Raw genomic sequence first — 22,936 nt, 5'->3', positions numbered from 1 at the left:
AGGAGAAGCAGGGTGAATAGCGGGATTTGGGAGCAAGCGGAACCTGGGGTGAAGAGGCGTATTTTCGAGCCGGGTCATTCCATTATGATGATGGAGGTTCACTTTGAAGCGGGAGCGGAAGGCTACGAGCATGAGCACCCGCACGAGCAGCTGACCTATTGCCTCAAAGGGAGCTTCGAATTTCGCATCAATGGGGAGGTGCATTCGCTGCGCCAAGGAGAAACCTTGTTTATACCGGGCGGGGCGAGGCACGGCGTAACCGCGCTGGAGGCAGGTGCCCTGCTGGATGCATTCACTCCGCTGCGGGCGGATCTGCTTAAAACTAGCGCTGAAGAAGGAGAGCCGGAGTGAACAAAGAATTGCAATTTCTCAGCTTCTGGGCAGTCAATGCGGAACTGAATGTGATGCAGCTGCAAAGCCAATTGGATGAAATCCGGGCGGCCGGCTTTAGCGGTGTCGTCTTTCATCCCCGTTATTATCCGAACGATCCTCCCTATATGAGCGGGGCGTACTTAAATGTCGTATCGGAACTCATTCTGTACGCGAAGGCGGCCTCGATGTCGTTCTGGATTTATGACGAGAACGGCTGGCCGTCGGGAATTGCGGGCGGTGAAGTGATGCGCCGTCGTCCGACCTGCCAATGTGAATGGATCGAATGGAAAGAAAACGATGCCGGCGGCTCTTTGTCATTCGGCTCGAAGGCGGCAGTCTCTTCCTTCGACTTCGAAGCAACCGAGCTGTTCATCCAGATCACTTATGAGGGGTACCGGACGGGATTGTCACCGGAAGCGTTCGCTTATGTAGAAGGCTTTTTCTCGGATGAGGTCGCTTTCCTCGACGGTCATGGCCTTACGCTGAAAACCGGCGCCCTGCCGTGGGACCCCAGGTTGGACGCGCGTTACCGGGAGCAATACGGCGAGGAAATTTTCCCTTCGCTGCCGCTCTTGTTTACTGGCGGGGAAGGCGACCGCCGCTTTCGCATCCGTTATTGGGAGATGCTCACCGATCTGCTCGCCGAAGGTTTCTATAAGCCGGTAGCCGATTGGTGCGCCAAACACGGCAAAAAATATACGGCTCATTTGAAGGCGGAAGAGCATCCATACTTTCAGCTTTCCTACAGCGGCTCCTGCTTCGAGCTGTTGAAGCTTGTCGAGACCCCGGCCATCGACGCGCTCGAACGTTATCCCGGCAATCATTTTTACCCTAAAATCGCGCATTCCATTGCCGTCCAGCAAGGACGTGACTTTGCGCTGGCGGAAGCGATGGGCGGCGGCGGGTGGGGGGTATCTCCAGAATTGTTTGCGGATTATATCCTATGGCTTGCCGGTCATGGAATCCGCTGTTTTGTCATCCATTTGAACCAGTTCAGGCTGACAACGCAAGCGATCCGGGACTGGCCTCCATCCATGCCCAGCCATCTTACATGGAAGGATGCTTTTCCTGCGCTGCTTGCCGCCATTCAGAGGGATGCCGCTTTTCTTCCCGATTTGACCGGAACACCGGAGCTTCTGATCGTCACGCCTACCCGGGGTATCATGGCGTCATTTCTGCCGCAGGAGGCGATGGTGATGAACGAGCATGATGGATCAAATGCGCCGGAGTCCGAAGCAGCCTTTTATAGTCAGCAGGTTGTTCGTCTTGCCGAGGCATGCCATGAAGCAGGGATCCATGTTGAACTGACGGAGGAGCGGACGCTTGAACGGGATGGCCGTATCGTGGATGGGAAGCTGCACATAGGCCGGCGCGAATACAGCCGTGTGCTTATTGCCGAGGGGTGTTTATGGGAAAAGGAAGATACTGTACAAAAAATGCGTGATGCAGGCATCGCCGTCCTCCAGCCGGATAATTGGCGAACGGCTTTTCCTGAATCCGCTCCAGCTGACCGAACAGCCGGGACGGTTACGATCTCTCCTGAACAAAGCAGGTGGTCGGTGCAAGCGCTGCCGGTCAATCAGGCGTATGTGGAGTGGGAGCAGAGCGGCAACGGGAATCTAAACGCCTGCTTTCCGCTTGAGCAAACGGGCAGCATTGAAGGGCCGCTCGAAGTTTTTTTACATGATCCCGTCATGTCCTTGAAAGCGAACGGTGCGCCTTTAACGCTGCATCCAGCGCAAGGCGGGTTCGCGGCGACCTTAGGCGAGGGCTGGAACGAGAACTTCGCATGCGAGGAACGGATGGCTCTTTATTTGGAGGCCGTTCCCGTGCCCGGCGGGGAACCGTGTCCTGCCGCCTTTATCCGCGGCCGTTTTGCCTTACTCAGCCAATCGTCCTGGATGGGGAAAGACGAGCGACAGCTTACCACGGCTGGCCCATTCGTTCTTGCTCCGCTGGAAGTGATTCCTCAAGCAGCCGATTTCATCGTATCAGGTTTCCCTTTCTGCGGCTCCCCTGTAAAAATGATGAAAGCTGTGAATCTGCCGGAGATAAAAGGAGGCGCCTCGCTCCGGTTCACCGGTATTCGTGCAGATGCGGCATTCGTCACAATCGGGCAACGAGACCTGGGCTGGTGTTGGGGACCGGATTGGACGGTTCCATGTCCGTCGGATATAAGCGCGGGCATGCTGGATTTAGAGCTGACGCTTTATCCGAGCACCTTTAATGTTTACGGTCCGCATCGCCACATCGATGGCGACCGGTATTTAACGAGTCCGGACCAGTACAACGGGATCAAGAACTTTGCGGATCGGCCGGACGCGCCGGATTGTACAAGGGGTACGCAGTGGCATTTTGTAAAGTGGGGAATAACGGGGGACATTCAACTCGTATTTCTTGACGAAGCATATTCGGGTAAGGGCGGGGGATGAGAATGGATGCAAAGAAGTTGTGGAGGATCGGCTTAACGTTATGCCTGCTCTGGTTGTCCGTTTCGGCTGCAATGCCTGCTAAGGGAGAAGCCGCCGGATCGGAAATCACACCAAATCGCCATCATCCATTAGGCACCGGACATACGAAGATTGCGAGCCGGCTATCGCAGGAGCTGCAGCCTCAATTAAGCAGTACGAACAGCGAAATATCCGTTTATCCGATGCCTTCCATCTATAATGCTTCTTCATCCTATACTTTGAAAGCGAATTCATTCCCGGTTCCGGTTGTTGGCTACGCACAGTATGACTATGCCCATTTCTCCACGGCAGGTGAGCCTGTTACCATCGAAGTTACCGTGCTTGGTCAGACGACTATCGGGACCTACACGATTAGTCCGAAGAAGCTGAATATCCCGGCGTCGAAGAACGGCAATAAGCTTACGTTTACGCTGACAGGCGATGAATACCTCATTGTGAAGATTGATGGGAAAAAGGAGCTTGTTATTGCTGCTGATCCGCCCGAAACGGATAAACCGCTCGCAACGGGCGCAGGGATCTTTAATGTGACGGAGGCAGGCTATCAATCGGACCGCTCCGGCACCACATTGACGACCGCTGCCATTCAGCGGGCGATCGATGATGCAGCCGCCTATCCGGACGGCCAAGGGATCGTTTATGTTCCGACCGGCGTATACAAGGTAGGCAATCTGGAGCTGAAAAGCGATGTGGCGCTCTACCTGGAAGGAGGAGCGGTCTTTCACTTTACGGGACTGCCGGCCGACTACACGAAGCATTGGCATAAAGATTCCCAGAACCGCGACATTACGTGGTGGATCTATACGGCGCCCGGCTCAACAAACGTGAAGCTGTACGGCAGGGGTACATTGGACGGCAACGGAAAATATTCCACTGAAACGAATAACTTCGCGAACAACATTTTGGTGCCGATCGGCGTGTCGCATTTTACGTTTGACGGCTTGATCATTCGCGATTCCGGCTCATGGGCGGTGACACCGGCCAGATCCGACCATTTAACCTTTACGAATATGAAGCTCTTTAACCGGCTGGACATGGGCGAAAATGACGGCATCGACATAAATGAATCCCAGGAAGTGCTGGTTCGGCATGCGATCGGAATATCGCTTGACGATCCCTTTTCATCGAAGGCTTGGGACCAGACCGTTGATATAAGCTTGAATTGGCCCGGGACACCTGAACCGGTACAGAATGTCGTCTTCGATGATTTGATTGCTTGGACGTATTGTTACGGCTTCAAGATCGGACAGGGGATGAGACAAAATCAAAGCGGGATCACCTTCCGCAACGGAGTTGTTTATAATGCCTCAGTCGGGTTCGGAATCGACCATAAATATGGCGCTGGTGTTCTCAGCAACGTTACGTTCGAGAATATCGATATCGAGCAAATCGGGACATGGCTCGGCCCGCTACGTACCTGGACCGACTTTGTTATCGTCGGCGCTGACGGCTTCGGCGGCGGGCCGATGGATACGCTTACGGTCCGAAACATTCAGGTTCGGGATAAAGGACAAAGTACTGCCAGGCTGAAAGGGTTCAGCAGCACGGCCATGATCCGCAATGCTACCTTTGACAGGATTTACATGCCGGGCAGCGCCGTTCCGGCTCAGAATCTCTATGAGATGAACATAGTCAACAGGGCCTTCCATACGCCCGTGACCATTTTGCCGGTTCAAACACCGGAACCGGTCCAGCGGCTGAATTTGGCTGCAGGCAAGCCGGCGACTGCATCTTCGTCCAAAGCGGACCCAAGCCTGTCCGTCGACGGCAATCTGGGGACGAGGTGGGGCTCCAATTATACCGATGCCGAGTGGTACAGCGTCGATCTTGGTTCGAGCATGACAATCGATCAGGTCAAGATTTATTGGGAAGCGGCTTACGGCAAAAGCTATCAAATTCAGGTTTCCGAAGACGGAACAAGCTGGAGGACCGTTTACAGCACAACCACAGGCGACGGCGGCGTGGACGAAATTTACTTTGCTCCGCAAAAAGCAAGATATATCAAGATGAACGGGACGCAGCGGGGAACCGTGTACGGTTATTCCATGTGGGAGCTGGAGGTGTACGGAGACAGCCGTAACTTGGCTGCAGGAGCCATTGTGTCCGGCACCAGCTCGCTCGAGAACAGCAATTGGTCGTATACAAAGGCAGTGGACGGACAGCGAAGCTCGGTACCCGGGGCGATGGGATGGACGAGCAACAATAGCTTAACGGAGAACCATACGGAATCGGTAACGCTTGATCTTGGCAGCGTGAAAACGGTCGATCAGGTCGATTTGTATCCCCGCAACGATGCCGGGAATATCGGTCAAAACTTCCCGGTTGACTTCACCATTCAGACATCGGGGGACAATACGACTTGGACAACGCGAATCCGTCAAACGGGTTACGCGCAGCCGGGCAACAGCGTCCAAAGCTTTACATTTCCGGCCGTATCCGCCCGGTTCATCAAGATTGAGGGAACAAATCTGCGGCCAAATCCTGCGGACGGAGACCGCTACCGGATGGCGTTTGCGGAGATTGAAGTTTTTGCGGCGAATCTTGCTGCGGGAGCTGCGGTGACGGCAAGCAGCACCGTACAGAACACGAATTTCGGGACTGCGAAACTGACGGACGGCCAGCGCAGCTCTGTCGCCGGGTCCTATGGCTGGACCAGCAATAACAGCCTGACGTCCGACCATACGGAGCATGTCCAGCTGGATATCGGCGCTGTCAAAACGATAAGCCAGGTTGATATTTACCCGCGCAATGACGCCGGGAACATCGGCCAGAACTTTCCGGTCGATTTCACGATCCAGACATCGGCGGACAACGTCGTTTGGGTGACGTATGTCGCCCGTACCGGATATGCACAGCCGGGCAACGCCGTCCAAAGTTTCACCTTCCCCGCCGCTTCCGCCCGGTATGTGAAGGTCGAAGGGACGAAGCTGCGCCCGAATCCCGCCGACGGGAACCGGTACCGGATGGCTTTTGCCGAGATCGAATTGTATGGAGTCGATAACCTGCCGCCTGCGACTTATGCCGCTGCTGAGGGGACGGAAGGTAAGGACGGCTGGTTTGTCTCGAGTGTCAGCTTGGCATTGACGGCTGAGGACTCACTGTCCGGCATTGGAACAACTTTTGTAAAAATTGATGGCGAGGATTGGAGGAGCTACGCGGAGCCGATTGTTCTTGGGGATGGGAAACATGAGGTTCACTATTACAGTATCGATCGATCCGGAAACGCTGAAGAAACGAAAAGCATGCAAATTTTCGTCGATTCGACGCCGCCGGTTCTGAATCCGCAGGTTTCGCCTGCCGTTGCCGAAATCGGCAGTACGTTCACGGCCGAGCCTGGCGCTTCGGATCAGTTGTCGGGAATTGCCGTCACCGAATGCGGTCAGCCCGAGTCTCTGCAGGTTGGCATTCATTCCGTGAAATGCACAGCGGAAGACAAAGCCGGCAATACGGCAGAGAAGGCTGCCTCTTACCAGGTTATGTTTCCATTCAGCGGATTCAAGGCACCGGTTCAGGACGTTTCGGTCGTTCAGGAAGTATACGCCGGCAGTGCCGTTCCGATCAAATTCAGCCTCGGCGGCGATCGCGGGATGGACATTTCGATAGCCGGCTATCCGGCCTCTGTAGACGCTGCTGATCCGGAGCAGGAGCTGCTGTCCGTTGATGCCGATCTTGAGTACGATCCAAATGAAGATCAGTATATATTGATATGGAAAACGGATAAAGCATGGGCAGGCACAACCCGGAAGCTGATCATGAAGCTCATCGACGGAACCGAGCACAGCTTGTTGTTTACATTTAAATAAATCTTCTCGCATCAGAGGATTGGTGTAATCCCCTCATGGTCGACAGTGTTAGAACGCCATTTGTTGAAATGGAGCTTACATTGTTGATCGGGAGGGGATTTTCATGTCTGCGTGAGGCTGTTTATTAACTTTTGTATCTCATTCGTAACCGGTTGAGGATAGCCGCTTTGTTTTTTCGAATGAGAAGCACGCAGCAGACTCCGATTGCTGCCGCGATAATCGCTGCAGTTGAGTAATGAGAAACGGTGTGCAGCAGCTGTTCTATTTTTTGACCGAACAGTTTCCCTATCATCACATATGTGATCACCCACAGCAATCCGCCGATGTAGTTAAACACGAAAAAAATGCGCAGCCGAACCTTTAGTATTCCGGAAACATATCCGGTGAAGTGCCGCAAACCGGGAACGAAGTAGCTGATCAGGATGATTTTGGAACCGTATTGATCGAACCATTTCGTAATTTTGTCCATGCGCGCCTGATTCAAAAAAAAGAATTTGCCGTATTTATCAAAGAATGGCTTCCCAAGCTTATAACCTAGATAGTATGTAAGTGTCGTGCCTGATATGGCTCCGATATAGGAGAAAAACATGATGAACGGAATATTAAAACTCCCGAGAGTTGCCATGTGACCCGATATTGCCATTGCCAATTCACCGGGAAAAGGAAGCGCCAACGACTCGGCAAATAATCCAAGAAACAAAACGAAGTAACCATATTGCTCGAAAAGATTAGTAATCCATTCCATTAATACACTCCTTACTAATGAAACATATATTTTATTACTTTTTAACTATAGTGCAGATGTTTCGTAATCGTAACTGTCTAAGGTTTAGTGTTATTACTGGACTTAGGTCCGGATCTATTAGGCGTTCATCTCTTGAAACATGGCCATATTTTTTTATAAATAAAAACTTGACCTAGAGAAAGGTCTAGGTACTATACTAAAAAAATCTTAAAAAGGGAAAGGATGGTCTAAGATGAGAAACGTTGAAGGAAAAGTCGTGATTTTAACCGGAGCATCAAGCGGAATCGGTGAAGCCACTGCTGAAGTGCTTGCCAATAACGGAGCTAAAGTTGTACTTGCAGCTAGACGCGAGGAACGGTTGCAGGAACTTAAGTCATCTATTGAAAAACAAGGCGGTACAGCCGTATATAAAGCGACGGACGTCACTTCTCAAGAGCAGATCGAGGAGCTTGCGCGTTATACCTTCGATACCTTTGGACAAATTGATGTTCTCATTAACAATGCAGGGATTATGCCGCTTTCTTTTTTACACGAAAAGAAGGTTTCCGAATGGGATCAAATGATTGATGTAAACATTAAAGGCGTGCTTTATGGTATAGGTGCGGTTCTTCCGTATATGCGGGAACGAAAACAGGGACACATTATCGATGTTTCATCTGTGACAGGACACATCGTAAGAAAAACATGGGCCGTTTATTCGGGAACTAAATTTGCGGTGCGGGCGATTACAGAAGCTTTGCGGCAAGAAGAAGCGGTGAATAACATTCGCACGACGATTATTTGTCCCGGCGGAGTGGCAACGGAACTTGCGAATACGATTTCAAATGAAGAAATTAAAAAAAGTATACAAGATTCATGGCATATTGCACTGCATCCGGAAGCGATCGCCCATTCGATTCTATTTGCCATTTCGCAACCGGAAAATACGGCTGTCAATGAAATCATTGTGCGGCCTACTAAACAAGAACTATAACCGGGGGGATAATTCATGAGTCATGAACAAAGCAGCGACCTTCCAGACCATTTAGCCAAGCCGGCAATTCGTGCTCTAACTCAGGCCGGTTACCTAAGGCTTGAGCAGTTTACCCAGCTCCGTGAGGAGGATGTCCTTAGATTGCATGGAATGGGTCCAAAAGCAATCGAAACCATCAGAACTGCTCTTGCCGCCAAGGGATTAACGTTTCGAAAATAACCAAGCCACATTCTAATTATCGGCGATCACTTGCGGTAGAAACCGAGAGCGGTCGCCGAGTTTTTTTACGCTCCGATCAATATTCAATTTGCTTCAACGATTTCTTCGCTGGGCCCTCAATGACTTCTCCACTGAAAGAGAAGCGTGATCCATGACAAGGACAGTCCCATGTCCTTTCTCCCGCATTCCACTGAACTTCACAGCCCATGTGCGTACAAGTGGTGTCCACCACGTATAAGGTGCCGTCCGCTTCCCGATAGGCACCAGCCCGTTTACCGTTCACTCTTACGACGGCTCCTTCATCTGGACGCACGTCTTCCGGTTCCCGGGTAACCCATTCCAGCTTGCCGTTGATAAGATGCTTGGCGACATCGGCATTTTCTACGAGAAAGGTTTTTAGGCTAGGATCGGCATAAAAACGGGAAGGCGTATACAAATCCTCATATCGGTTATCGATCCCCAGTATCATATCCTTCAGCAGAAGTGCCGCTGCAGTGCTGCTGGTCATACCCCATTTGCGGTAACCCGTAGCAATGTAGGCATGTGGTTCGTTTTTCACAACATGTCCGATATATGGCACTTTATCGAGGGTCGTGAGGTCTTGCGCAGACCAGCGATAAGGGATTTCGCAGGATCCAAACGTATCTCGGACGAACGTTTCCAACCTTTCGTAATGCTTCATTGTGCAGATACCCTGTCCCGTCTTATGCCTCTCGCCGCCAACCAAAAGTAAATCTTCCCCATTGAAAGAGACTGAGCGGATTGAGCGGGGCGGACTATCGGCACTAAGGTACATTCCGCCTGGATAGTCGCCGTTCAATTTTACCCCAAGTACATAGGCGCGTTCGGCATACAACCGGGCGAAATAAAATCCGCTTACATCGTAGAACGGGAAATGTGAACAAGAAACGACATCGCGGCACTTCACTTGAGTTCCGTCTCTCGTAACCACCGTAGTAAGAGGGGATCCGGGATTGATGCTCATTGCGGTCGTTTCCTCGAAGATTTGCCCGCCATTATTGATAAAGTGTTTAATAAGATGCTTCAGATATGCCAGAGGATGGAACCTGGCTTGATTTGGCATGACAATCGAAGCTTTAGCGTCAACAGGCAAAGGGATGCGATCGGCACGCAATCCGGGAATGCCCAGCTTCTCATATGCTTTCCATTCCTTATCGATCATAGCGATATTTGCTTCGGCAGTGGTGTAAATATAGGCGTTCTCTTCGGCAAAATCACATGAAATTTTGTTCTCCAGCACGGTGTTTCGTATGAAGGCAATGGCTTCATCGTTTGCTTCATAATACAGCCGCGCTTTTTCCTCACCGATGTGATGAATCAACTCGTCGTAAATCAGATCGTGCTGAGCAGTAATTTTGGCTGTTGTGTTTCCTGTAGTTCCGTTCAAAAGACGTCCTGCATCCAGCAATGCAACTTGTTTGCCTTCTTTGGCCAGTAAATAAGCGAGGCTAATGCCTGTTATTCCGCCTCCTACGACCGCTACGTCGACCGTGAGATCTGTCGTTAATTTATCGAATGAAGAAACTTCCGTTGAGGCCAGCCAAAAGGATGCTGAACTAGCGGGCAGTTTTGACTCTGACGATGTGTCCAACGAATTACCCTCCTAATAATCCAAACTTTTCCCAAGTATTCCCGGATTATTGGGATCTGAATCATATAGAGAGGGAATTTGATGATGAACCTGACGTGGAGGATGCTCTATTTGCTTTGGTTCTCTGGAATCCAGGCGATCATATCGATTTCAACATCCGCTCCGCCGGCTAAACCGGTTACACCGATGCATGTTCTCGCCGGTAAATCGCGTCCAAAAAAACTGCGGTATACTTGATTCACTTCTTCAAAATGACCCATATTGGTAATGAATACTCGTGATTGGATGACATGATCGGGATCGCTGCCGACTTCATCGAGAATAATTTTTAAATTTTCCAGGACAAGGCGGGTTTGTTCGGCAAAAGTGCCTAAAATCATTTCATTTGTCTTCGGATCGGTCGGCATTTGTCCCGTGATGAAGACGAGATTTCCGACTTTGACGGCATGCGAGAAAGGACCAATGGGAGTGGGGGCATTTCCGGACATAATTTTTACGATATTTTGATCCATAAGAATTTTTCTCCCTGTATCGTATTTTTTCATGCATTTGCAAGTTAATTCCCAGTCCCCTCTAGGGGGCTGGATCTTTTTTTCATATTCTCATTATAACTATATTAAATCTTTAAAACACCCATCCAAAATACCATTTCTTTGATCATGAGAAATTTATGATAGAGTGCGTTGGGAAAGTAATCAGCGACTTTGACTCTTACCGTTAAATACGTGTATAATACAACAAATGGTTAATACACATATTAGAGGTGGACAGATGCAAAGGGAAAAAATTGTGGAGCTTAGGGGTATGATGCAGCAATTCATTCGCTTGTTCGGGTTGTTGGAACAAACAAGAACGCCTTGCGGTTTTTCGATGTCGCTCTCACAAGTCTTCTCTCTTCAAGAACTGGAAAAAGAACCGCTTACGATCACAGAACTTGCGAATAGGCTTCAACTGGAGAGGAGCTCGGTCAGCCGATTGATTGACGGGCTCGTTAAAGGAGGTTTTGTATCAAGGGAATTAAACGAACATAATCGCAGGGAGGTCGTTCTCACTTTAACCGGGAAAGGAACAGACTCCATTCAAAGGCTCCGTGACCAGTCGGTTGAATTTTACGGCGCCATTCTCGGGAAGATGCCGGAATCGGAGCAAAACCTGTTTTTCGAAAGCTTTAAAGCGTTTACACGGTCATTATCTGAAATGAGGAGAGAAAACAATGAACCATCGGCACATTCGGAACGATAAGAATAAACAGGCAGCTTCAACCGTTGCAGCCTCGGTCTCATCGATTCTATTATCCATCATTGCTTCTTCACATCACTGGCTTCATGTCGGAATCTTATTTGTGCTTGGAGGCTCCGCCAATATGATGGTCACGATGTCGGGGGTGTTGTGGCTCAGAAGAGCCATGCTCCTTGCAACGCTACTAACATCCGTTTATTCTGTTTATCGCCTGTATGTACATAAACAGATGCCAATTTGGATGAAGGGGATGACTTTTTTATCCGTTATAATTTCCCTTGGTTTTATTCTCTCCACACTATTTCGTTTTGGTTGGTAAGACGGAGAGAATGGCCAGGTATTCGAGCCGGCCGATTTTCATCTCTCGAACATAAATGGCATGCTGGATCAATTTATTTGACTTGATATTACTACGACATCGTACTATAATGGTATCAAATTCCTTCACTTTCGTACTAAAAGGAGCCAGATATGCAGCAGTTGTTTGACCTCTTGCTCAAAACCGGACTGCGACCATTTGCCTTCATAACCGATACGGCCGAGATCGAGCAGAATATAACGCGCTCCGATTTGTCCACGCTGCTGATCCTGCTGTTTCGGGGCGATATGCCGATGTCGGGGCTTGCCGCCGAGATGGGAGCTCCGCTCAGCTCGATGACGAGCATCGCCAAGCGGCTCGAGCGAAAAGGTTATATCGCCCGGGCCACGTCCCCGCTCGACCAGCGGGTGAAGCTCGTCACCTTGACGCAGGAAGGGCGTAAGCTCGCAAGCGAGTGCCAACAGATCATGCAGGCGATGTTAAGCCGGGTAGAGGAAGTGCTTACTGCGCAAGAGCTGGAGCAATTCACGGCTCTACTGCTCAAGGTCGCACGTGCCTTCCAGGAGAAAGGACCGTTGAAACCGCAAGAGAAGAAAGCGTCGCCGAGAAAAATCACCATCGAGGAATAGCCGGTTCAGCCGGATTTTTTTACCTAAATACTACGAAATCGTACTAAAAGGAGCGGTTCGACATGCGGATCATCATTTACACGGGTAAAGGCGGCGTCGGAAAAACGAGCATCGCAGCGGCGACAGCGGTAAAGCTGGCGGAGCAGGGGCTGCGCACACTCGTTCTCAGCACCGATGCGGCACACAGTTTGTCGGATTCGTTGGATAAGCGGATTGGGCCTGATCCGGTTCAGATTGCCGACAACTTATGGGGGCAAGAGGTGAACAGCCTGCGGGAGACGGAACGTAATTGGGGGACGGTGCAGGCCTGGCTGACAAAGCTGCTCGACAAGGCACAGCTCAGGGATGTCACGATGGAAGAGATGCTTGTGTTCCCCGGCATGGAGGAGCTGTTCAGTCTGCTTCAAATCAAGGAGCATGCGCAAAGCGGCCTGTTTGATGTGCTGGTTGTGGACTGCGCGCCCACCGGTGAGACGCTCCGCCTGCTCAGCTACCCAAACGTCCTCAACTGGTGGCTGGAGAAAATTTTTCCGTACGAGCGGCGCTTGATCAAACTCGTCCGCCCCGTGGCCAAAGTCGTCAGCGGAGGAATCGAACTTCCGTCTAATGATGTGCTGGACAGCATCGAACATTTCGCGCGCAGCCTTGAGGATATGCAGCGAATCATTCTTGACCCGGACATCACGTCGGTGCGCATTGTCCTCAACCCGGAGAAAATGGTGCTGTCCGAAGCGAAACGATCGTTTACTTATCTGAACCTGTACGGCTTCAACACCGATGCCGTCATCATGAACCGTGTGCTCCCGGATGAGACGACAGACAGCTTCCTGGCGCAGTGGAGAACGATTCAGAAGAAGTACGAGGAGGAAATCGTGCTGAACTTCCAGCCGCTGCCGATCCTGAAGGCACCGCTAATGGCGGGGGAAGTGGTCGGCATCCCGGTTCTTAAGGAGCTCGCGCATATTGTGTTCGGCAGTTCAGATCCTTCCGAGCTGATGTACCGGGGCCGCACGGAGTCGATTCGGGAGGAAGGGGAAGAGGTCGTGCTCGAGTTGGCCATTCCTTTTGCCGAGAAGGCGGATCTGGATTTGACGCAGAGCGGCGATGAGTTGACGGTGCACGTAGGGGCTTACAAGCGGAAGGTTGTGCTGCCGCGGACGCTAATGGGCCGTGCGGTGCTCGGCGCGAAGTTTGCACAGGATCGGCTGTTCATCCGGTTCGGCAAGCGGCTATCTGAAGGGGAGGGGGTGAGCGAATGAGAACTTCGGGGTATAGATTGGAGCGGATGCTGGAGCATTTAGACCGGGTGGAGCGGCTGTTCGGGCATTTGGAGCAGCGGCAGGCGAAGCAGCATGTACGAAACTCGGTTAAGGAGTGTTTGCAGGCTTACCGGGCGGTGATCGACAGCGTTATCGACACCCTCGAGGAGGAGCGTTACGCATCTCCGGAGGAAGGGAATGTATCGTCCAAGGCATCCGCTGGTCCGGACCAACGGGGCAAATCGCGCAATATCGATATTACGGAGGAGTAAATTCGAAGAAAAGAGGGAATACGATGCAGCCATTCGATCACTGGAATACTTGGAGAGATGTTGCTTCTCGGTCATTCGGATTCTCATTTGCCACTGTAAACCCAGATGGAACGCCACATATTACTCCAATTGGGTCGCTAATACTCAGCAAAGATCAGCCAAAAGGCTTATATTTTCCAATTTTCACTTCCCAAATGGCACAAAACCATGAACATAATAATCGGGTCTGTATTCTAGCTGTTAACAGTAGTAAATGGTTTTTGTTACGATCGTTTCTTTTTAGAAAATTCAAAACGCCTCCAGGAGTACGATTGTCAGGAACTGTTGGAGAAAAACGGATCGCAACTGAGGATGAGATTCAATCTTTAAAAGAGAATTTAGGATTGTTAGGGCGTTTTATAAAAGTTGGACCCGGCGGGCTTAACATTAAGTATGTTCGGGATATTCATTTTGACTCCGTTAAACCCGTTTCAGTTGGAAAATTGACCAAAGGGCTCTTTTAGTGAAGTCGATTCACGGCCCGGTAATTTCACCGACTGCTCGAAAGTTCGTGTATAATGGATACAGAAAAAATATATATTCACAGAAAGTGGAATTTCCATGAGCTCTCTGTTTGATCTACATTCGAATGAGTCACGCGTTCGGCTATTATGCAGCGCCGACCCAAGGTTTTCCTATTTGGTTGAAAGAGTAGGGTCGCTCGTTGTGCCGGAACGGGCCAATATGTTCGAGTTTTTGGCCAAATCATTGATCGGCCAGCAGCTTTCCGTCAAAGCGGCAGCCACCATTATAGGCCGATTGGAAGAACTGTGCAGGGACATCTCGCCGGATTCCATTCTATCCTTGTCTGAAGATGAACTGCGCAAGGCGGGCGTTTCCAGACCGAAAATAGGTTATATTAAAGGGCTGGCCGGCCTCATTGAGCGTCGAGAGCTGGATTTCGGTTCCTTGCCTGATTTGGCTGACGACGAAGTCATTGAATCGCTGACGAAGGTAAAAGGAATCGGGCGTTGGACAGCCGAAATGTTCCTCATTTTTTTCCTTGGGCGGGAGGATGTGCTGTCTCTTGGCGATGCCGGGCTTCGCCGCGCCGTGTGCTGGCTTTACGAAGACGGGATAAAAACTGCTCCCGGCGTACTGGAACGCCATGGCGAAAAGTGGAGGCCGTACCGGACGGTCGCCTCACTCTATCTTTGGGAAGCGGTCAATCGCGGTCATGTAAAAGGGAGCCATCCACCCGCGGGTGAGTCAATCAAGATGGTTGAAGGGGAGTAATTTCATTGACTCTGCAGCAATTAAAGTACGTCATTGAGGTTGCCAACCGGGGCTCTATTAATGAGGCCGCCAAGCGGCTCTTTATTTCTCAGCCAAGTCTTTCAAATGCGATTAAGGATCTGGAAGAAGAAATGCAGATTGCGATTTTTGAACGATCGAATAAAGGGATCTCGCTTTCCAAGGAGGGGGTTGAGTTTTTAAGCTACGCGCGGCAGGTCGTCGAGCAGGCGGAATTGCTGGAAAGCCGTTACCTTAATGCCAAACCTTCACCGCAGCATTTCTCGGTTTCGACCCAGCATTACGCTTTTGCGGTGAATGCCTTTGTTAATCTGGTTCGGGAATTTGGTCAGGATGAATATGAGCTGACGCTGCGTGAGACGAAAACCTATGAAATTATCGAAGATGTCAAAAGTATGCGCAGCGAAATTGGGATTCTGTATGTAAACGAGTTCAATGGGAAAGTGATCAACAAGCTGCTGAAAGCCGCAAATTTGCAATTCAACAGCTTGTTTACCGCTAAGCCGCATATTTTTATCAGCATTAAGAACCCGCTCGCCAAGCAGCCGATTGTGACCATCGACCAGCTTCAGGAATATCCGTATCTTTCCTTTGATCAGGGCGAATATAATTCGTTTCATTTTTCAGAAGAGATTCTCAGTACGCTGTTACATAAGAAAAGCATCCGTGTAAACGACCGGGCGACGCTCTTCAATCTATTGATCGGGTTGAACGGATACACGATCTCAACAGGGGTTCTAAGCGCCGATTTAAACGGCAATGAAATTATTCCCGTACCTTTGGATTGCAAGGAAACGATCCATGTCGGTTGGATTTCCCATCGAAATGTTTCGTTATCCAAGCTCGGGGCGGCATATATCGAAGCGCTCAAGCAAGCGATAGCCCAATAAACTCTTTGATATAGTCATAGGCTATGGCCAGATATAGTTTTCTTGAGTTACGCTATATCGACCGATACATGTTATCTTTCTTGTAACAATTTGCATAGGGGTGTTACAGGATGGTGAAAAGCAGTGTTTTGGGATATCCGCGTATTGGTGCGGAGCGTGAATGGAAAAGAACGCTCGAAGCGTTCTGGTCGGGCAAACTCGAAGAATCGGAGCTTCACAGCCGGCTGCAGGAGATCCGTTTGAATCATTTGCGCAAGCAGCAGGAGAAGGGCATCGATTTCATCCCGGTCAATGATTTCAGCTATTACGATCATGTTCTTGATACCGCCACGATGTTCGGCATTATTCCGAAACGCTTTCCTTATGAGGGCGGCGTTGTACCCTTGTCCGTGTATTACGGCATTGCCCGTGGCACGAAGCATGCAACCGCAAGTGAAATGACCAAGTGGTTTAACACGAACTATCACTATATCGTGCCTGAACTGGATGGGGCATCGCCCGTACTGACCGAAAATAAACCCCTTGCGGCATACCGGGAAGCGAAGGAAAAGCTCGGGATCGAGGGGAGGCCGGTAATCGTGGGGCCGTTAACCTTTCTGAAGCTGTCCAAAGGGTATGATACCTCGGAGACTGATGCCTGGCTGAATCGTTTGCTGCCGCTCTATGTGCAGATCCTTCAGGAGCTTGAGCGTGAAGGGGTGCAATGGGTCCAAATCGACGAACCGATTCTTGTCACCAAATTAAGCGGAGCTGATGTCAAGCGACTGCAGACAATCTATGAGACGTTTGCGGGGTCGGTGCCGGGCCTGAACATCATGCTGCAAACCTACTTTGAATCGGCAGAGAACTACAGTGATATCGTCCGGCTGCCCGTCAAAGGAATAGGGCTCGATTTCGTGCATGGATTAGCCGGCAATATGGCGTCGCTTAAAGAATTAGGGTTTCCTGCGGACAAGATTCTGGGTGCAGGAGTCATTGACGGCCGCGGCATCTGGAAGGCGTCGCTTCGCGAGAAACTGGTGCTGCTGCAAGAGTTGGCTGAACTTGTAACGGCCGAGCGGCTAATCGTACAATCGTCGTGCAGTTTGCTTCATGTTCCGGTCACAGTGAAAAAGGAGGCGAGTCTTATCCCTGAGCTTAAGAATGCTCTCGCATTTGCGGATGAGAAGCTGGACGAGCTTGTCCTGCTGGCGAAAGCATTTTCTTCTGGCGAGGCCGTCATTTCAGACGAGCTTGAAAAATGCGAGCGTGCTCTTCAGGCGCTCAATCACTCCGGTGAGCGCAATCGCATCGACGTTCAGCGTGCCGTCGCGGCCGTAAGTGCGAAGCATCCGGAACGCACTCTGCCTTTCTCTGAGCGGTTTCTTGCTCAACAGAAAAAATGGCAATTGCCGATTTTTCCGACGACGACAATTGGCAGCTTTCCGCAATCGGCCGAGGTGCGCAAGGCCCGTCAACTGTGGCGGAAGGGTGAGTGGAACAACGAGCAGTATGATAGCTTTATCCGGGAGCAGATCGATACCTGGATTAGGCTGCAGGAAGAAATTGGGCTGGATGTTCTCGTGCACGGCGAATTTGAACGAACGGATATGGTCGAATTTTTCGGTGAGAAGCTTGCGGGCTTCGCGTTCACACAGAACGGATGGGTGCAGTCGTACGGATCCCGCTGTGTGAAACCGCCCATTATTTATGGGGATGTAGCGTTCGTGAAGCCGATGACTGTTGAAGAAACAACGTATGCGCAGTCGAAGACCAAACGCCCTGTTAAAGGGATGTTAACCGGCCCGATTACGATCATGAACTGGTCGTTCGTCCGCGAGGATATGACGCGCGAACAAATCGCCTGCCAACTGGCCTTTGCGCTTCGACAAGAGGTAGAGGCGCTGGAGGATGCGGGAATCAGGATGATTCAGGTTGATGAGCCTGCGGTTCGCGAAGGGCTGCCGCTAAAGGAGAAAGATCAAGCTGAGTACTTGGAATGGGCCGTCAACGCGTTCCGCATGACCACTTGTACGGTTCAAGACACAACGCAAATTCATACGCATATGTGTTATTGCGAGTTCCATGACATGATTGATTCGATTGAAGCGATGGATGCGGATGTGATTTCGATCGAGACATCCCGCAGTCACGGGGAACTGATTCATAGCTTCGAGTTGAACACTTACAAACTGGGTATCGGTTTAGGTGTCTACGATATCCACAGTCCGCGCATCCCGCGAGTGAAGGAAATAACCGCTATGATCGAACGCGCCTTGCGGGTGCTGGATCCGAAGCTTTTCTGGATCAATCCGGATTGCGGACTTAAAACACGCGGATTTGAAGAAACGATCGATTCCTTGCGCAACATGGTCGAAGCGACGCAGATCGCCCGTGCGAGGCATTGCTTAAAGGTGCAATAATTGGCTTAACATCCGGAGCGATTGACGCTGCTTCACAATTACGGTTCAAACTTGCTTTAACGAATAATTGACTCGCTTAACATTGCAAACCAATGTGTATGAATAGCGGTAATATTTAGCAAACTAAACCATGTTGTACATGACGCATTCCATAGGAGGCTATCCGAGATGAGCCAGCAGAAGCGCAGAAAAGAAGCTGCATGGAAGTCACGCAAGCAGGAGCAGCATCCCCATGGTAAAATCAAGTCGCTGAAAGAGCTTTCCAGCGAGTATGATGCGGAACATACTACAACGTAAATTATCTTTAGGAGGCAGGCTGCCGATTCCTTTCGGCAGCCTGCCGCTTTTAGTATGTAACCTTTGCCTGCCCTGGCCCCTCGTTAAACAGCAGCCGAGCGGCATGATCCGCAGCTGCCAGTGCTTCCCGAGCGTCCAGACTGACGACCCGAAAGTCTTGCTTAAGGAACCGTCCTTGAACGAGGACATCCCGGACATTGCGGGATTCCGCGCTATAAATCAGCGCCGCGAGCGGATTGTGCACCGGCGCCGTATTGGGCTGCTGAAGGTCCCAGACTACCAGGTCTGCCTCATATCCTTCAGACACATCCCCGGTGGGCAGTCCCATCGCCCGGTGCCCGTTCATTAGCAGCCGCCAAGCTTCTTCCAGCAAAAAGCGATCTGCCCGCCCGGAAGTTTGCTTGCCGACCAATGCCCATAGACGCGCTTGCTCAAGCGGGTTCAACGTATTGGAGCTCGCCGCTCCGTCTGTCCCGATCGCAACATTTAGCCGATCATGAAAGTTCCAGAGATTTCCTTCTCCCGCGGCCAGCTTAAGGTAGGTCTTGGGACAGGCTGCAAACCAGGTGTCCGGGGTAAGGAACCGAAGGTCTGATTCCTCCAGCCATAGGCCGTGTGCGATGGTTACCGGCAAATCGAATATTCCTGCGCCGGCAAGCACTTCAAACGGTGTCATTCCTTGGTCTCTCAACGATTCCGTTACCTGAACCGATGTCTCGGATGCATGAATGTGAACGCCCACACCCAGTTCCTTCGCCCGCCGTACGATTGCTTGAAGCACCGGTGCCGGACAAGTGTATGGTGCGTGTGGACCCATGCGGAAAGTAAGCCGTGAGTTTTCGTTTCGACGCTGCTGAATAAGGTCCGCCGCCGCATCAATCGCTTCTTCAACGCCTTCACCCAAGCCAAATATGGTGGGGGAAAGCTCGGCGCGAATTCCCGTCTCGATGATGGCGTCCGCAATTCGGCCGGCTTCAAAATAATGATCGGCAAAAGCGGTCACGCCATTCTCGATCATCTCGACGATGGCCAGGCGGGCACCGGTATAGACGTCGTCGGGCGTCAAACGGCTCTCGTATGGCCAGATCCGGGTATTGAACCAGTCGTTAATGGATACATCTTCCGCGAAGCCGCGGAACAGCACCATTGGGGTGTGGGTATGCAAATTCACGAGGCCCGGCGTGATGAAGCAGCCGGTACAGTCCACCACCTTGCCGGCAGCGGGGAGCGGCCCCTCGTTCACAGCCAAGATTTGTCCGTCCCGAACCAATACGTGCCGATCCGAAAGGAGTTTGCCCTCTCTATTGATGACGGTGCCATGTGCCAGGATAAGATCTGCCATCGTAACGCCTCCATTCACGAAGTAATCTGTGATGACTTGAAAGTATAATTTTCGATGGAGTTTTGTCAAGGTAACATACGTCATCATCCAGCCAATTGCTTCATATCCTTTTTTTATCCGACATGTTAACGGGTCTAAAAGGAGGTTTCGTCTCTTGGTTCAATCGGCACTATACGAACACCGGTTTTGGCTGCAAATTTTAGGGGATCACAGCAGGTTCATTCTAAACGCTCTATCACCGAAGGAAACGCCGGCTATTCAAAAGGCGCAATATTTTATTCAGGCGTTCGATCATTTATTGGAGCTTTCCCGCGGCATCAAATCCGAGACGGAAGCCGCAACAATTAACGAGCAAGCCTATTCGGTCACCATCGAATTGCGGAAATTCAAGCTGGACATTCTGGAGAGGTTACTCCTGGGCCAAATAACAATCGGATTTACCCCAACGTTCATTAACCATATGGTAAATGAATTAGAGGAATACTTGCGTATTTTAACGGATCTGCTCGCAGGCAAGCCCGTACCCCTGTTTGATCCGTTGCATCATGACTTGCTGTGGCTTCCCGATGCAGCTGGGCACGCAGCGGCAATAGCAATGGATTTAGATGCGGTTGAAAAACGTTTGCTCCAAAAGAGTGTGAAATTTGAAGCCCATTTCCAACAGCTCTATATGAAGAGCATCGAGATGGCAGGATATATGAGAACAAAACTGCGGAATTTCCCTGCTTTCAAAAGGTTTCATCATGAGATTGAATTGGAGATGGCATTATTCATTTCCTTTCTTAGAGAGCTGGAAGAGATGGAACTTACGGCCGAAGTGCTTGACCGTATCTCCCCGCTTATACCGGATCATATGATGAGAGAAGAGTGTTATTATCTTACAAAATTAGCCCTTCACGGAATGGTATCCGATCCGGACTGCAATCCGGCTAAACCTAGAATCGAGGCATAGAAGTACAATTGAAATGTTATCGAAATTTTTATAAATGATATTTACCTTACAAGCGTTATCTGGTAAAATAATCGCAACATTCAAATGCGATGAAGAGAAGAGTAAATAGATGGATTCTTTCACAGAGAGCTCCGTTAGCTGAAAAGGAGCAAAGAATTGTTTATTGAAAAAAGCCTCAGAGCAGCACATCGGAACTCATTGAAAGGGGGGTGGTGTGCCAGGAGCTCCTGTTACAGAGCTAGAGTATAAGCATTCCATTGTAATGCCGTACTTAAAAAGGCTGATATGGCGACATATTGGCGAATTTGGGGTGGTACCACGAGTATACAATCTCGTCCCTGAGACTGACTTGAGTCTTGGGGGTGGGATTTTTTTATTGTTCACACAAAATACAGTTCACATGCAACACACGGTACACCAAATCAGACGGTTTGAATAGTTATTTATGGAAGAACTGAACAGCATCCTAGGTCTTATTTCGTTGGTTCTCATTAATCATGCTTATTGAAAGGATTTGAATCGTTTATGTCAGAACAATTGAAGGTTGGTATTGTCGGAGGAACGGGCATGGTCGGTCAGCGATTCGTTCAATTGCTGGATCAGCATCCCTGGTTTAAAGTAACAGCCATTGCAGCGAGCGCCGGTTCGGCAGGCAAAACGTATGAAGAATCTGTGCAAGGCAGATGGAAGCTGCAAGGCCCTATTCCTGAAGAAGTGAAAAATATCGTCGTTCAGGATGCTTCGAAAGTGGAAGAGGTTGCAGGCGGAGTCGATTTCATTTTTTGTGCAGTCGATATGAAAAAGAATGAAATCCAAGCACTGGAAGAAGCATACGCGAAAACGGGGACGCCCGTTATTTCCAATAATTCGGCTCACCGCTGGACGCCTGACATCCCGATGGTCATTCCGGAAATTAATCCGGGACATATTGAGGTCATTGCGGCCCAGAGAAAACGGCTGGGAACCGCGACCGGTTTTATTGCCGTTAAGCCCAACTGCTCGATTCAGAGCTATGTGCCGGCACTTCATGCACTGCTGGATTACAAGCCGACGAAAGTCGTTGCATCGACGTATCAGGCGATTTCCGGCGCCGGCAAAAATTTTACAGACTGGCCGGAGATGTTGGATAATGTCATCCCTTATATTGGCGGCGAGGAAGAAAAAAGCGAACAGGAGCCGCTGCGCATCTGGGGCACGATTGAAAATGGTGAAATCATTAAAGCCAGCGCACCTTTGATTACGACACAGTGTATTCGAGTTCCAGTAACGGATGGACATTTGGCTACCGTATTTGCATCTTTCGAGAACACACCTTCGAAAGAAGAAATTCTCGATCGCTGGCTGAATTTTAAAGGACGCCCGCAGGAGCTTGGTTTACCGAGCGCGCCAAAGCAATTCATCACGTATTTTGAAGAAGAGAACAGACCGCAGACGAAACTTGATCGCGACATTGAGCGCGGTATGGGAGTTTCAGTCGGCAGATTGCGCGAGGATTCCATCTACGATTTCAAATTTGTAGGGCTGTCGCACAATACGTTGCGCGGAGCGGCCGGCGGCGCCGTCCTGATTGCCGAGTTGCTTAAAGCAGAAGGGTACATTCAGGCAAAGTAGAATCAAGCATACAACTTCGCATTGTTAGACAATACAGCAAGCTTTCTGATATTTTTCAGGAGCTTGCTGTTTTCATCTAACCGCATAAGTCTATCCGCTGTTCGCCACCACCTGTGGAAGCATGGCATTCTCCAAATTAAGGCTGAGAATGAAACCGGCCCCAGGTCCAGCCGGGATTCAATCTTTCGCTCGATCAAATCGACAGCTCCTTCCTATAAAGTGAGAGTCATCAATTACTG

21 protein-coding genes and 1 other annotated feature are annotated in these 22,936 nt (G+C 50.3%); of the genes, 17 read left to right on the top strand and 4 right to left on the bottom strand.

Features of this window, described 5'->3' with window-relative positions; all coding sequences use genetic code 11:
* Nucleotides 1-12 precede the first annotated feature (12 nt).
* The 3 genes from VN24_RS22895 to VN24_RS26590 are packed head-to-tail and all read left to right on the top strand — an operon-like array spanning nucleotide 13 to nucleotide 6,643.
* Nucleotides 13-351 (top strand): cupin domain-containing protein, encoded by a 339-nt coding sequence (locus VN24_RS22895; RefSeq protein WP_045672312.1) that lies wholly within the window; start codon nucleotides 13-15, stop codon nucleotides 349-351.
* Complete coding sequence (locus VN24_RS22890) at nucleotides 348-2,804, top strand: hypothetical protein (RefSeq protein ID WP_045672311.1); 2,457 nt, start codon at nucleotides 348-350, stop codon at nucleotides 2,802-2,804. The genes VN24_RS22895 and VN24_RS22890 overlap by 4 nt, the downstream gene beginning before the upstream one ends.
* Nucleotides 2,805-2,806: 2 nt before the next feature.
* Nucleotides 2,807-6,643: a discoidin domain-containing protein gene (locus VN24_RS26590; protein ID WP_052703101.1), complete on the top strand. Its 3,837-nt coding sequence runs from the start codon at nucleotides 2,807-2,809 to the stop codon at nucleotides 6,641-6,643.
* Between the two features lie 124 nt (nucleotides 6,644-6,767).
* Here the strand turns inward: VN24_RS26590 and VN24_RS22880 are convergent, their stop codons facing one another.
* Nucleotides 6,768-7,388: a DedA family protein gene (locus VN24_RS22880; RefSeq protein WP_045672310.1), complete on the bottom strand. Its 621-nt coding sequence runs from the start codon at nucleotides 7,386-7,388 to the stop codon at nucleotides 6,768-6,770.
* Nucleotides 7,389-7,620: 232 nt separating this feature from the next.
* On the opposite strand from VN24_RS22880, the gene VN24_RS22875 reads away from it, so the two are divergent.
* Entirely contained in the window at nucleotides 7,621-8,361 is a 741-nt protein-coding gene (locus VN24_RS22875) for an SDR family oxidoreductase (RefSeq protein ID WP_045672309.1), read from the top strand.
* A 15-nt stretch (nucleotides 8,362-8,376) separates the two neighbouring features.
* On the top strand, nucleotides 8,377-8,580 hold the full coding sequence (locus tag VN24_RS22870; RefSeq protein ID WP_045672308.1) for a helix-hairpin-helix domain-containing protein: 204 nt from the start codon (nucleotides 8,377-8,379) through the stop codon (nucleotides 8,578-8,580).
* A gap of 76 nt (nucleotides 8,581-8,656) precedes the next feature.
* Here VN24_RS22870 and VN24_RS22865 read toward each other — a convergent pair whose 3' ends face one another.
* Together VN24_RS22865 and VN24_RS22860 are read right to left on the bottom strand one after the other, a co-directional pair.
* Nucleotides 8,657-10,192, bottom strand: coding sequence for an FAD-dependent oxidoreductase (locus VN24_RS22865; RefSeq protein ID WP_082084061.1), 1,536 nt, complete (start codon nucleotides 10,190-10,192; stop codon nucleotides 8,657-8,659).
* Nucleotides 10,193-10,299: 107 nt separating this feature from the next.
* Nucleotides 10,300-10,704: a RidA family protein gene (locus VN24_RS22860; protein WP_045672307.1), complete on the bottom strand. Its 405-nt coding sequence runs from the start codon at nucleotides 10,702-10,704 to the stop codon at nucleotides 10,300-10,302.
* A 229-nt stretch (nucleotides 10,705-10,933) separates the two neighbouring features.
* On the opposite strand from VN24_RS22860, the gene VN24_RS22855 reads away from it, so the two are divergent.
* The 10 genes from VN24_RS22855 (at nucleotide 10,934) to VN24_RS28300 (ending at nucleotide 18,792) form a co-directional block, all read left to right on the top strand.
* Nucleotides 10,934-11,434 (top strand): MarR family winged helix-turn-helix transcriptional regulator, encoded by a 501-nt coding sequence (locus VN24_RS22855; protein WP_338012195.1) that lies wholly within the window; start codon nucleotides 10,934-10,936, stop codon nucleotides 11,432-11,434.
* Nucleotides 11,406-11,750 carry a hypothetical protein gene (locus VN24_RS27155; RefSeq protein ID WP_045672305.1) on the top strand — a complete coding sequence of 115 codons (345 nt, stop codon included), beginning with the start codon at nucleotides 11,406-11,408 and terminating at the stop codon, nucleotides 11,748-11,750. Before VN24_RS22855 ends, VN24_RS27155 begins: the two co-directional genes overlap by 29 nt.
* Before the next feature lie 152 nt (nucleotides 11,751-11,902).
* Nucleotides 11,903-12,379 carry a MarR family winged helix-turn-helix transcriptional regulator gene (locus tag VN24_RS22845; protein WP_045672304.1) on the top strand — a complete coding sequence of 159 codons (477 nt, stop codon included), beginning with the start codon at nucleotides 11,903-11,905 and terminating at the stop codon, nucleotides 12,377-12,379.
* Between the two features lie 62 nt (nucleotides 12,380-12,441).
* Entirely contained in the window at nucleotides 12,442-13,638 is a 1,197-nt protein-coding gene (locus tag VN24_RS22840) for an ArsA family ATPase (protein ID WP_045672303.1), read from the top strand.
* The gene (locus VN24_RS22835) at nucleotides 13,635-13,910 is read left to right on the top strand and encodes a hypothetical protein (protein ID WP_045672302.1); all 276 of its coding nucleotides are present in this window, start codon (nucleotides 13,635-13,637) and stop codon (nucleotides 13,908-13,910) included. The genes VN24_RS22840 and VN24_RS22835 overlap by 4 nt, the downstream gene beginning before the upstream one ends.
* A gap of 23 nt (nucleotides 13,911-13,933) precedes the next feature.
* Entirely contained in the window at nucleotides 13,934-14,413 is a 480-nt protein-coding gene (locus VN24_RS22830) for a pyridoxamine 5'-phosphate oxidase family protein (RefSeq protein ID WP_045672301.1), read from the top strand.
* Nucleotides 14,414-14,588: 175 nt separating this feature from the next.
* A complete protein-coding gene (locus tag VN24_RS22825) occupies nucleotides 14,589-15,185 on the top strand; it encodes a DNA-3-methyladenine glycosylase family protein (RefSeq protein ID WP_158453704.1) in 597 nt (198 codons plus the stop codon).
* 5 nt (nucleotides 15,186-15,190) lie between these two features.
* Nucleotides 15,191-16,093, top strand: a complete 903-nt coding sequence (locus VN24_RS22820; protein WP_045672299.1) for a LysR family transcriptional regulator — start codon at nucleotides 15,191-15,193, stop codon at nucleotides 16,091-16,093.
* 110 nt (nucleotides 16,094-16,203) lie between these two features.
* Nucleotides 16,204-18,495: a 5-methyltetrahydropteroyltriglutamate--homocysteine S-methyltransferase gene (gene metE / locus VN24_RS22815; RefSeq protein WP_045672298.1), complete on the top strand. Its 2,292-nt coding sequence runs from the start codon at nucleotides 16,204-16,206 to the stop codon at nucleotides 18,493-18,495.
* 168 nt (nucleotides 18,496-18,663) lie between these two features.
* Nucleotides 18,664-18,792, top strand: a complete 129-nt coding sequence (locus VN24_RS28300; RefSeq protein WP_238590761.1) for a DUF6254 family protein — start codon at nucleotides 18,664-18,666, stop codon at nucleotides 18,790-18,792.
* A 49-nt stretch (nucleotides 18,793-18,841) separates the two neighbouring features.
* On the opposite strand, the gene VN24_RS22810 is transcribed toward VN24_RS28300, so the two are convergent.
* Nucleotides 18,842-20,134: an amidohydrolase family protein gene (locus tag VN24_RS22810; protein ID WP_045672297.1), complete on the bottom strand. Its 1,293-nt coding sequence runs from the start codon at nucleotides 20,132-20,134 to the stop codon at nucleotides 18,842-18,844.
* A 154-nt stretch (nucleotides 20,135-20,288) separates the two neighbouring features.
* Between VN24_RS22810 and VN24_RS22805 the strand changes: the two genes are divergently transcribed.
* Nucleotides 20,289-21,086 carry a DUF2935 domain-containing protein gene (locus VN24_RS22805; RefSeq protein WP_045672296.1) on the top strand — a complete coding sequence of 266 codons (798 nt, stop codon included), beginning with the start codon at nucleotides 20,289-20,291 and terminating at the stop codon, nucleotides 21,084-21,086.
* Nucleotides 21,087-21,166: 80 nt separating this feature from the next.
* Nucleotides 21,167-21,429 (top strand) — a binding site (T-box leader).
* A 182-nt stretch (nucleotides 21,430-21,611) separates the two neighbouring features.
* Nucleotides 21,612-22,697: an aspartate-semialdehyde dehydrogenase gene (gene asd, locus VN24_RS22800; RefSeq protein WP_082084055.1), complete on the top strand. Its 1,086-nt coding sequence runs from the start codon at nucleotides 21,612-21,614 to the stop codon at nucleotides 22,695-22,697.
* Nucleotides 22,698-22,936 lie beyond the last annotated feature (239 nt).

Source organism: Paenibacillus beijingensis (genome assembly GCF_000961095.1).
GTDB classification, from domain to species: Bacteria; Bacillota; Bacilli; order Paenibacillales; family Paenibacillaceae; genus Paenibacillus_O; species Paenibacillus_O beijingensis.
The sequence above is the reverse complement of the archived record's forward strand: the minus strand, read 5'-3'. Positions and strand labels throughout refer to the sequence as shown.

What these genes read in the sequence shown, in the direction of transcription:
- VN24_RS22855 (WP_338012195.1), top strand. Translation starts at nt 10,934, where the DNA reads ATGGTTAATACACATATTAGAGGTGGACAGATGCAAAGGGAAAAAATT.
- VN24_RS22880 (WP_045672310.1), bottom strand. Translation starts at nt 7,388, where the DNA reads ATGGAATGGATTACTAATCTTTTCGAGCAATATGGTTACTTCGTTTTG.
- VN24_RS22875 (WP_045672309.1), top strand. Translation starts at nt 7,621, where the DNA reads ATGAGAAACGTTGAAGGAAAAGTCGTGATTTTAACCGGAGCATCAAGC.
- VN24_RS22840 (WP_045672303.1), top strand. Translation starts at nt 12,442, where the DNA reads ATGCGGATCATCATTTACACGGGTAAAGGCGGCGTCGGAAAAACGAGC.
- VN24_RS28300 (WP_238590761.1), top strand. Translation starts at nt 18,664, where the DNA reads ATGAGCCAGCAGAAGCGCAGAAAAGAAGCTGCATGGAAGTCACGCAAG.
- metE (WP_045672298.1), top strand. Translation starts at nt 16,204, where the DNA reads ATGGTGAAAAGCAGTGTTTTGGGATATCCGCGTATTGGTGCGGAGCGT.
- VN24_RS27155 (WP_045672305.1), top strand. Translation starts at nt 11,406, where the DNA reads ATGAACCATCGGCACATTCGGAACGATAAGAATAAACAGGCAGCTTCA.
- VN24_RS22870 (WP_045672308.1), top strand. Translation starts at nt 8,377, where the DNA reads ATGAGTCATGAACAAAGCAGCGACCTTCCAGACCATTTAGCCAAGCCG.
- VN24_RS22860 (WP_045672307.1), bottom strand. Translation starts at nt 10,704, where the DNA reads ATGGATCAAAATATCGTAAAAATTATGTCCGGAAATGCCCCCACTCCC.
- VN24_RS22810 (WP_045672297.1), bottom strand. Translation starts at nt 20,134, where the DNA reads ATGGCAGATCTTATCCTGGCACATGGCACCGTCATCAATAGAGAGGGC.
- VN24_RS22835 (WP_045672302.1), top strand. Translation starts at nt 13,635, where the DNA reads ATGAGAACTTCGGGGTATAGATTGGAGCGGATGCTGGAGCATTTAGAC.
- VN24_RS22830 (WP_045672301.1), top strand. Translation starts at nt 13,934, where the DNA reads ATGCAGCCATTCGATCACTGGAATACTTGGAGAGATGTTGCTTCTCGG.
- asd (WP_082084055.1), top strand. Translation starts at nt 21,612, where the DNA reads ATGTCAGAACAATTGAAGGTTGGTATTGTCGGAGGAACGGGCATGGTC.
- VN24_RS22845 (WP_045672304.1), top strand. Translation starts at nt 11,903, where the DNA reads ATGCAGCAGTTGTTTGACCTCTTGCTCAAAACCGGACTGCGACCATTT.
- VN24_RS26590 (WP_052703101.1), top strand. Translation starts at nt 2,807, where the DNA reads ATGGATGCAAAGAAGTTGTGGAGGATCGGCTTAACGTTATGCCTGCTC.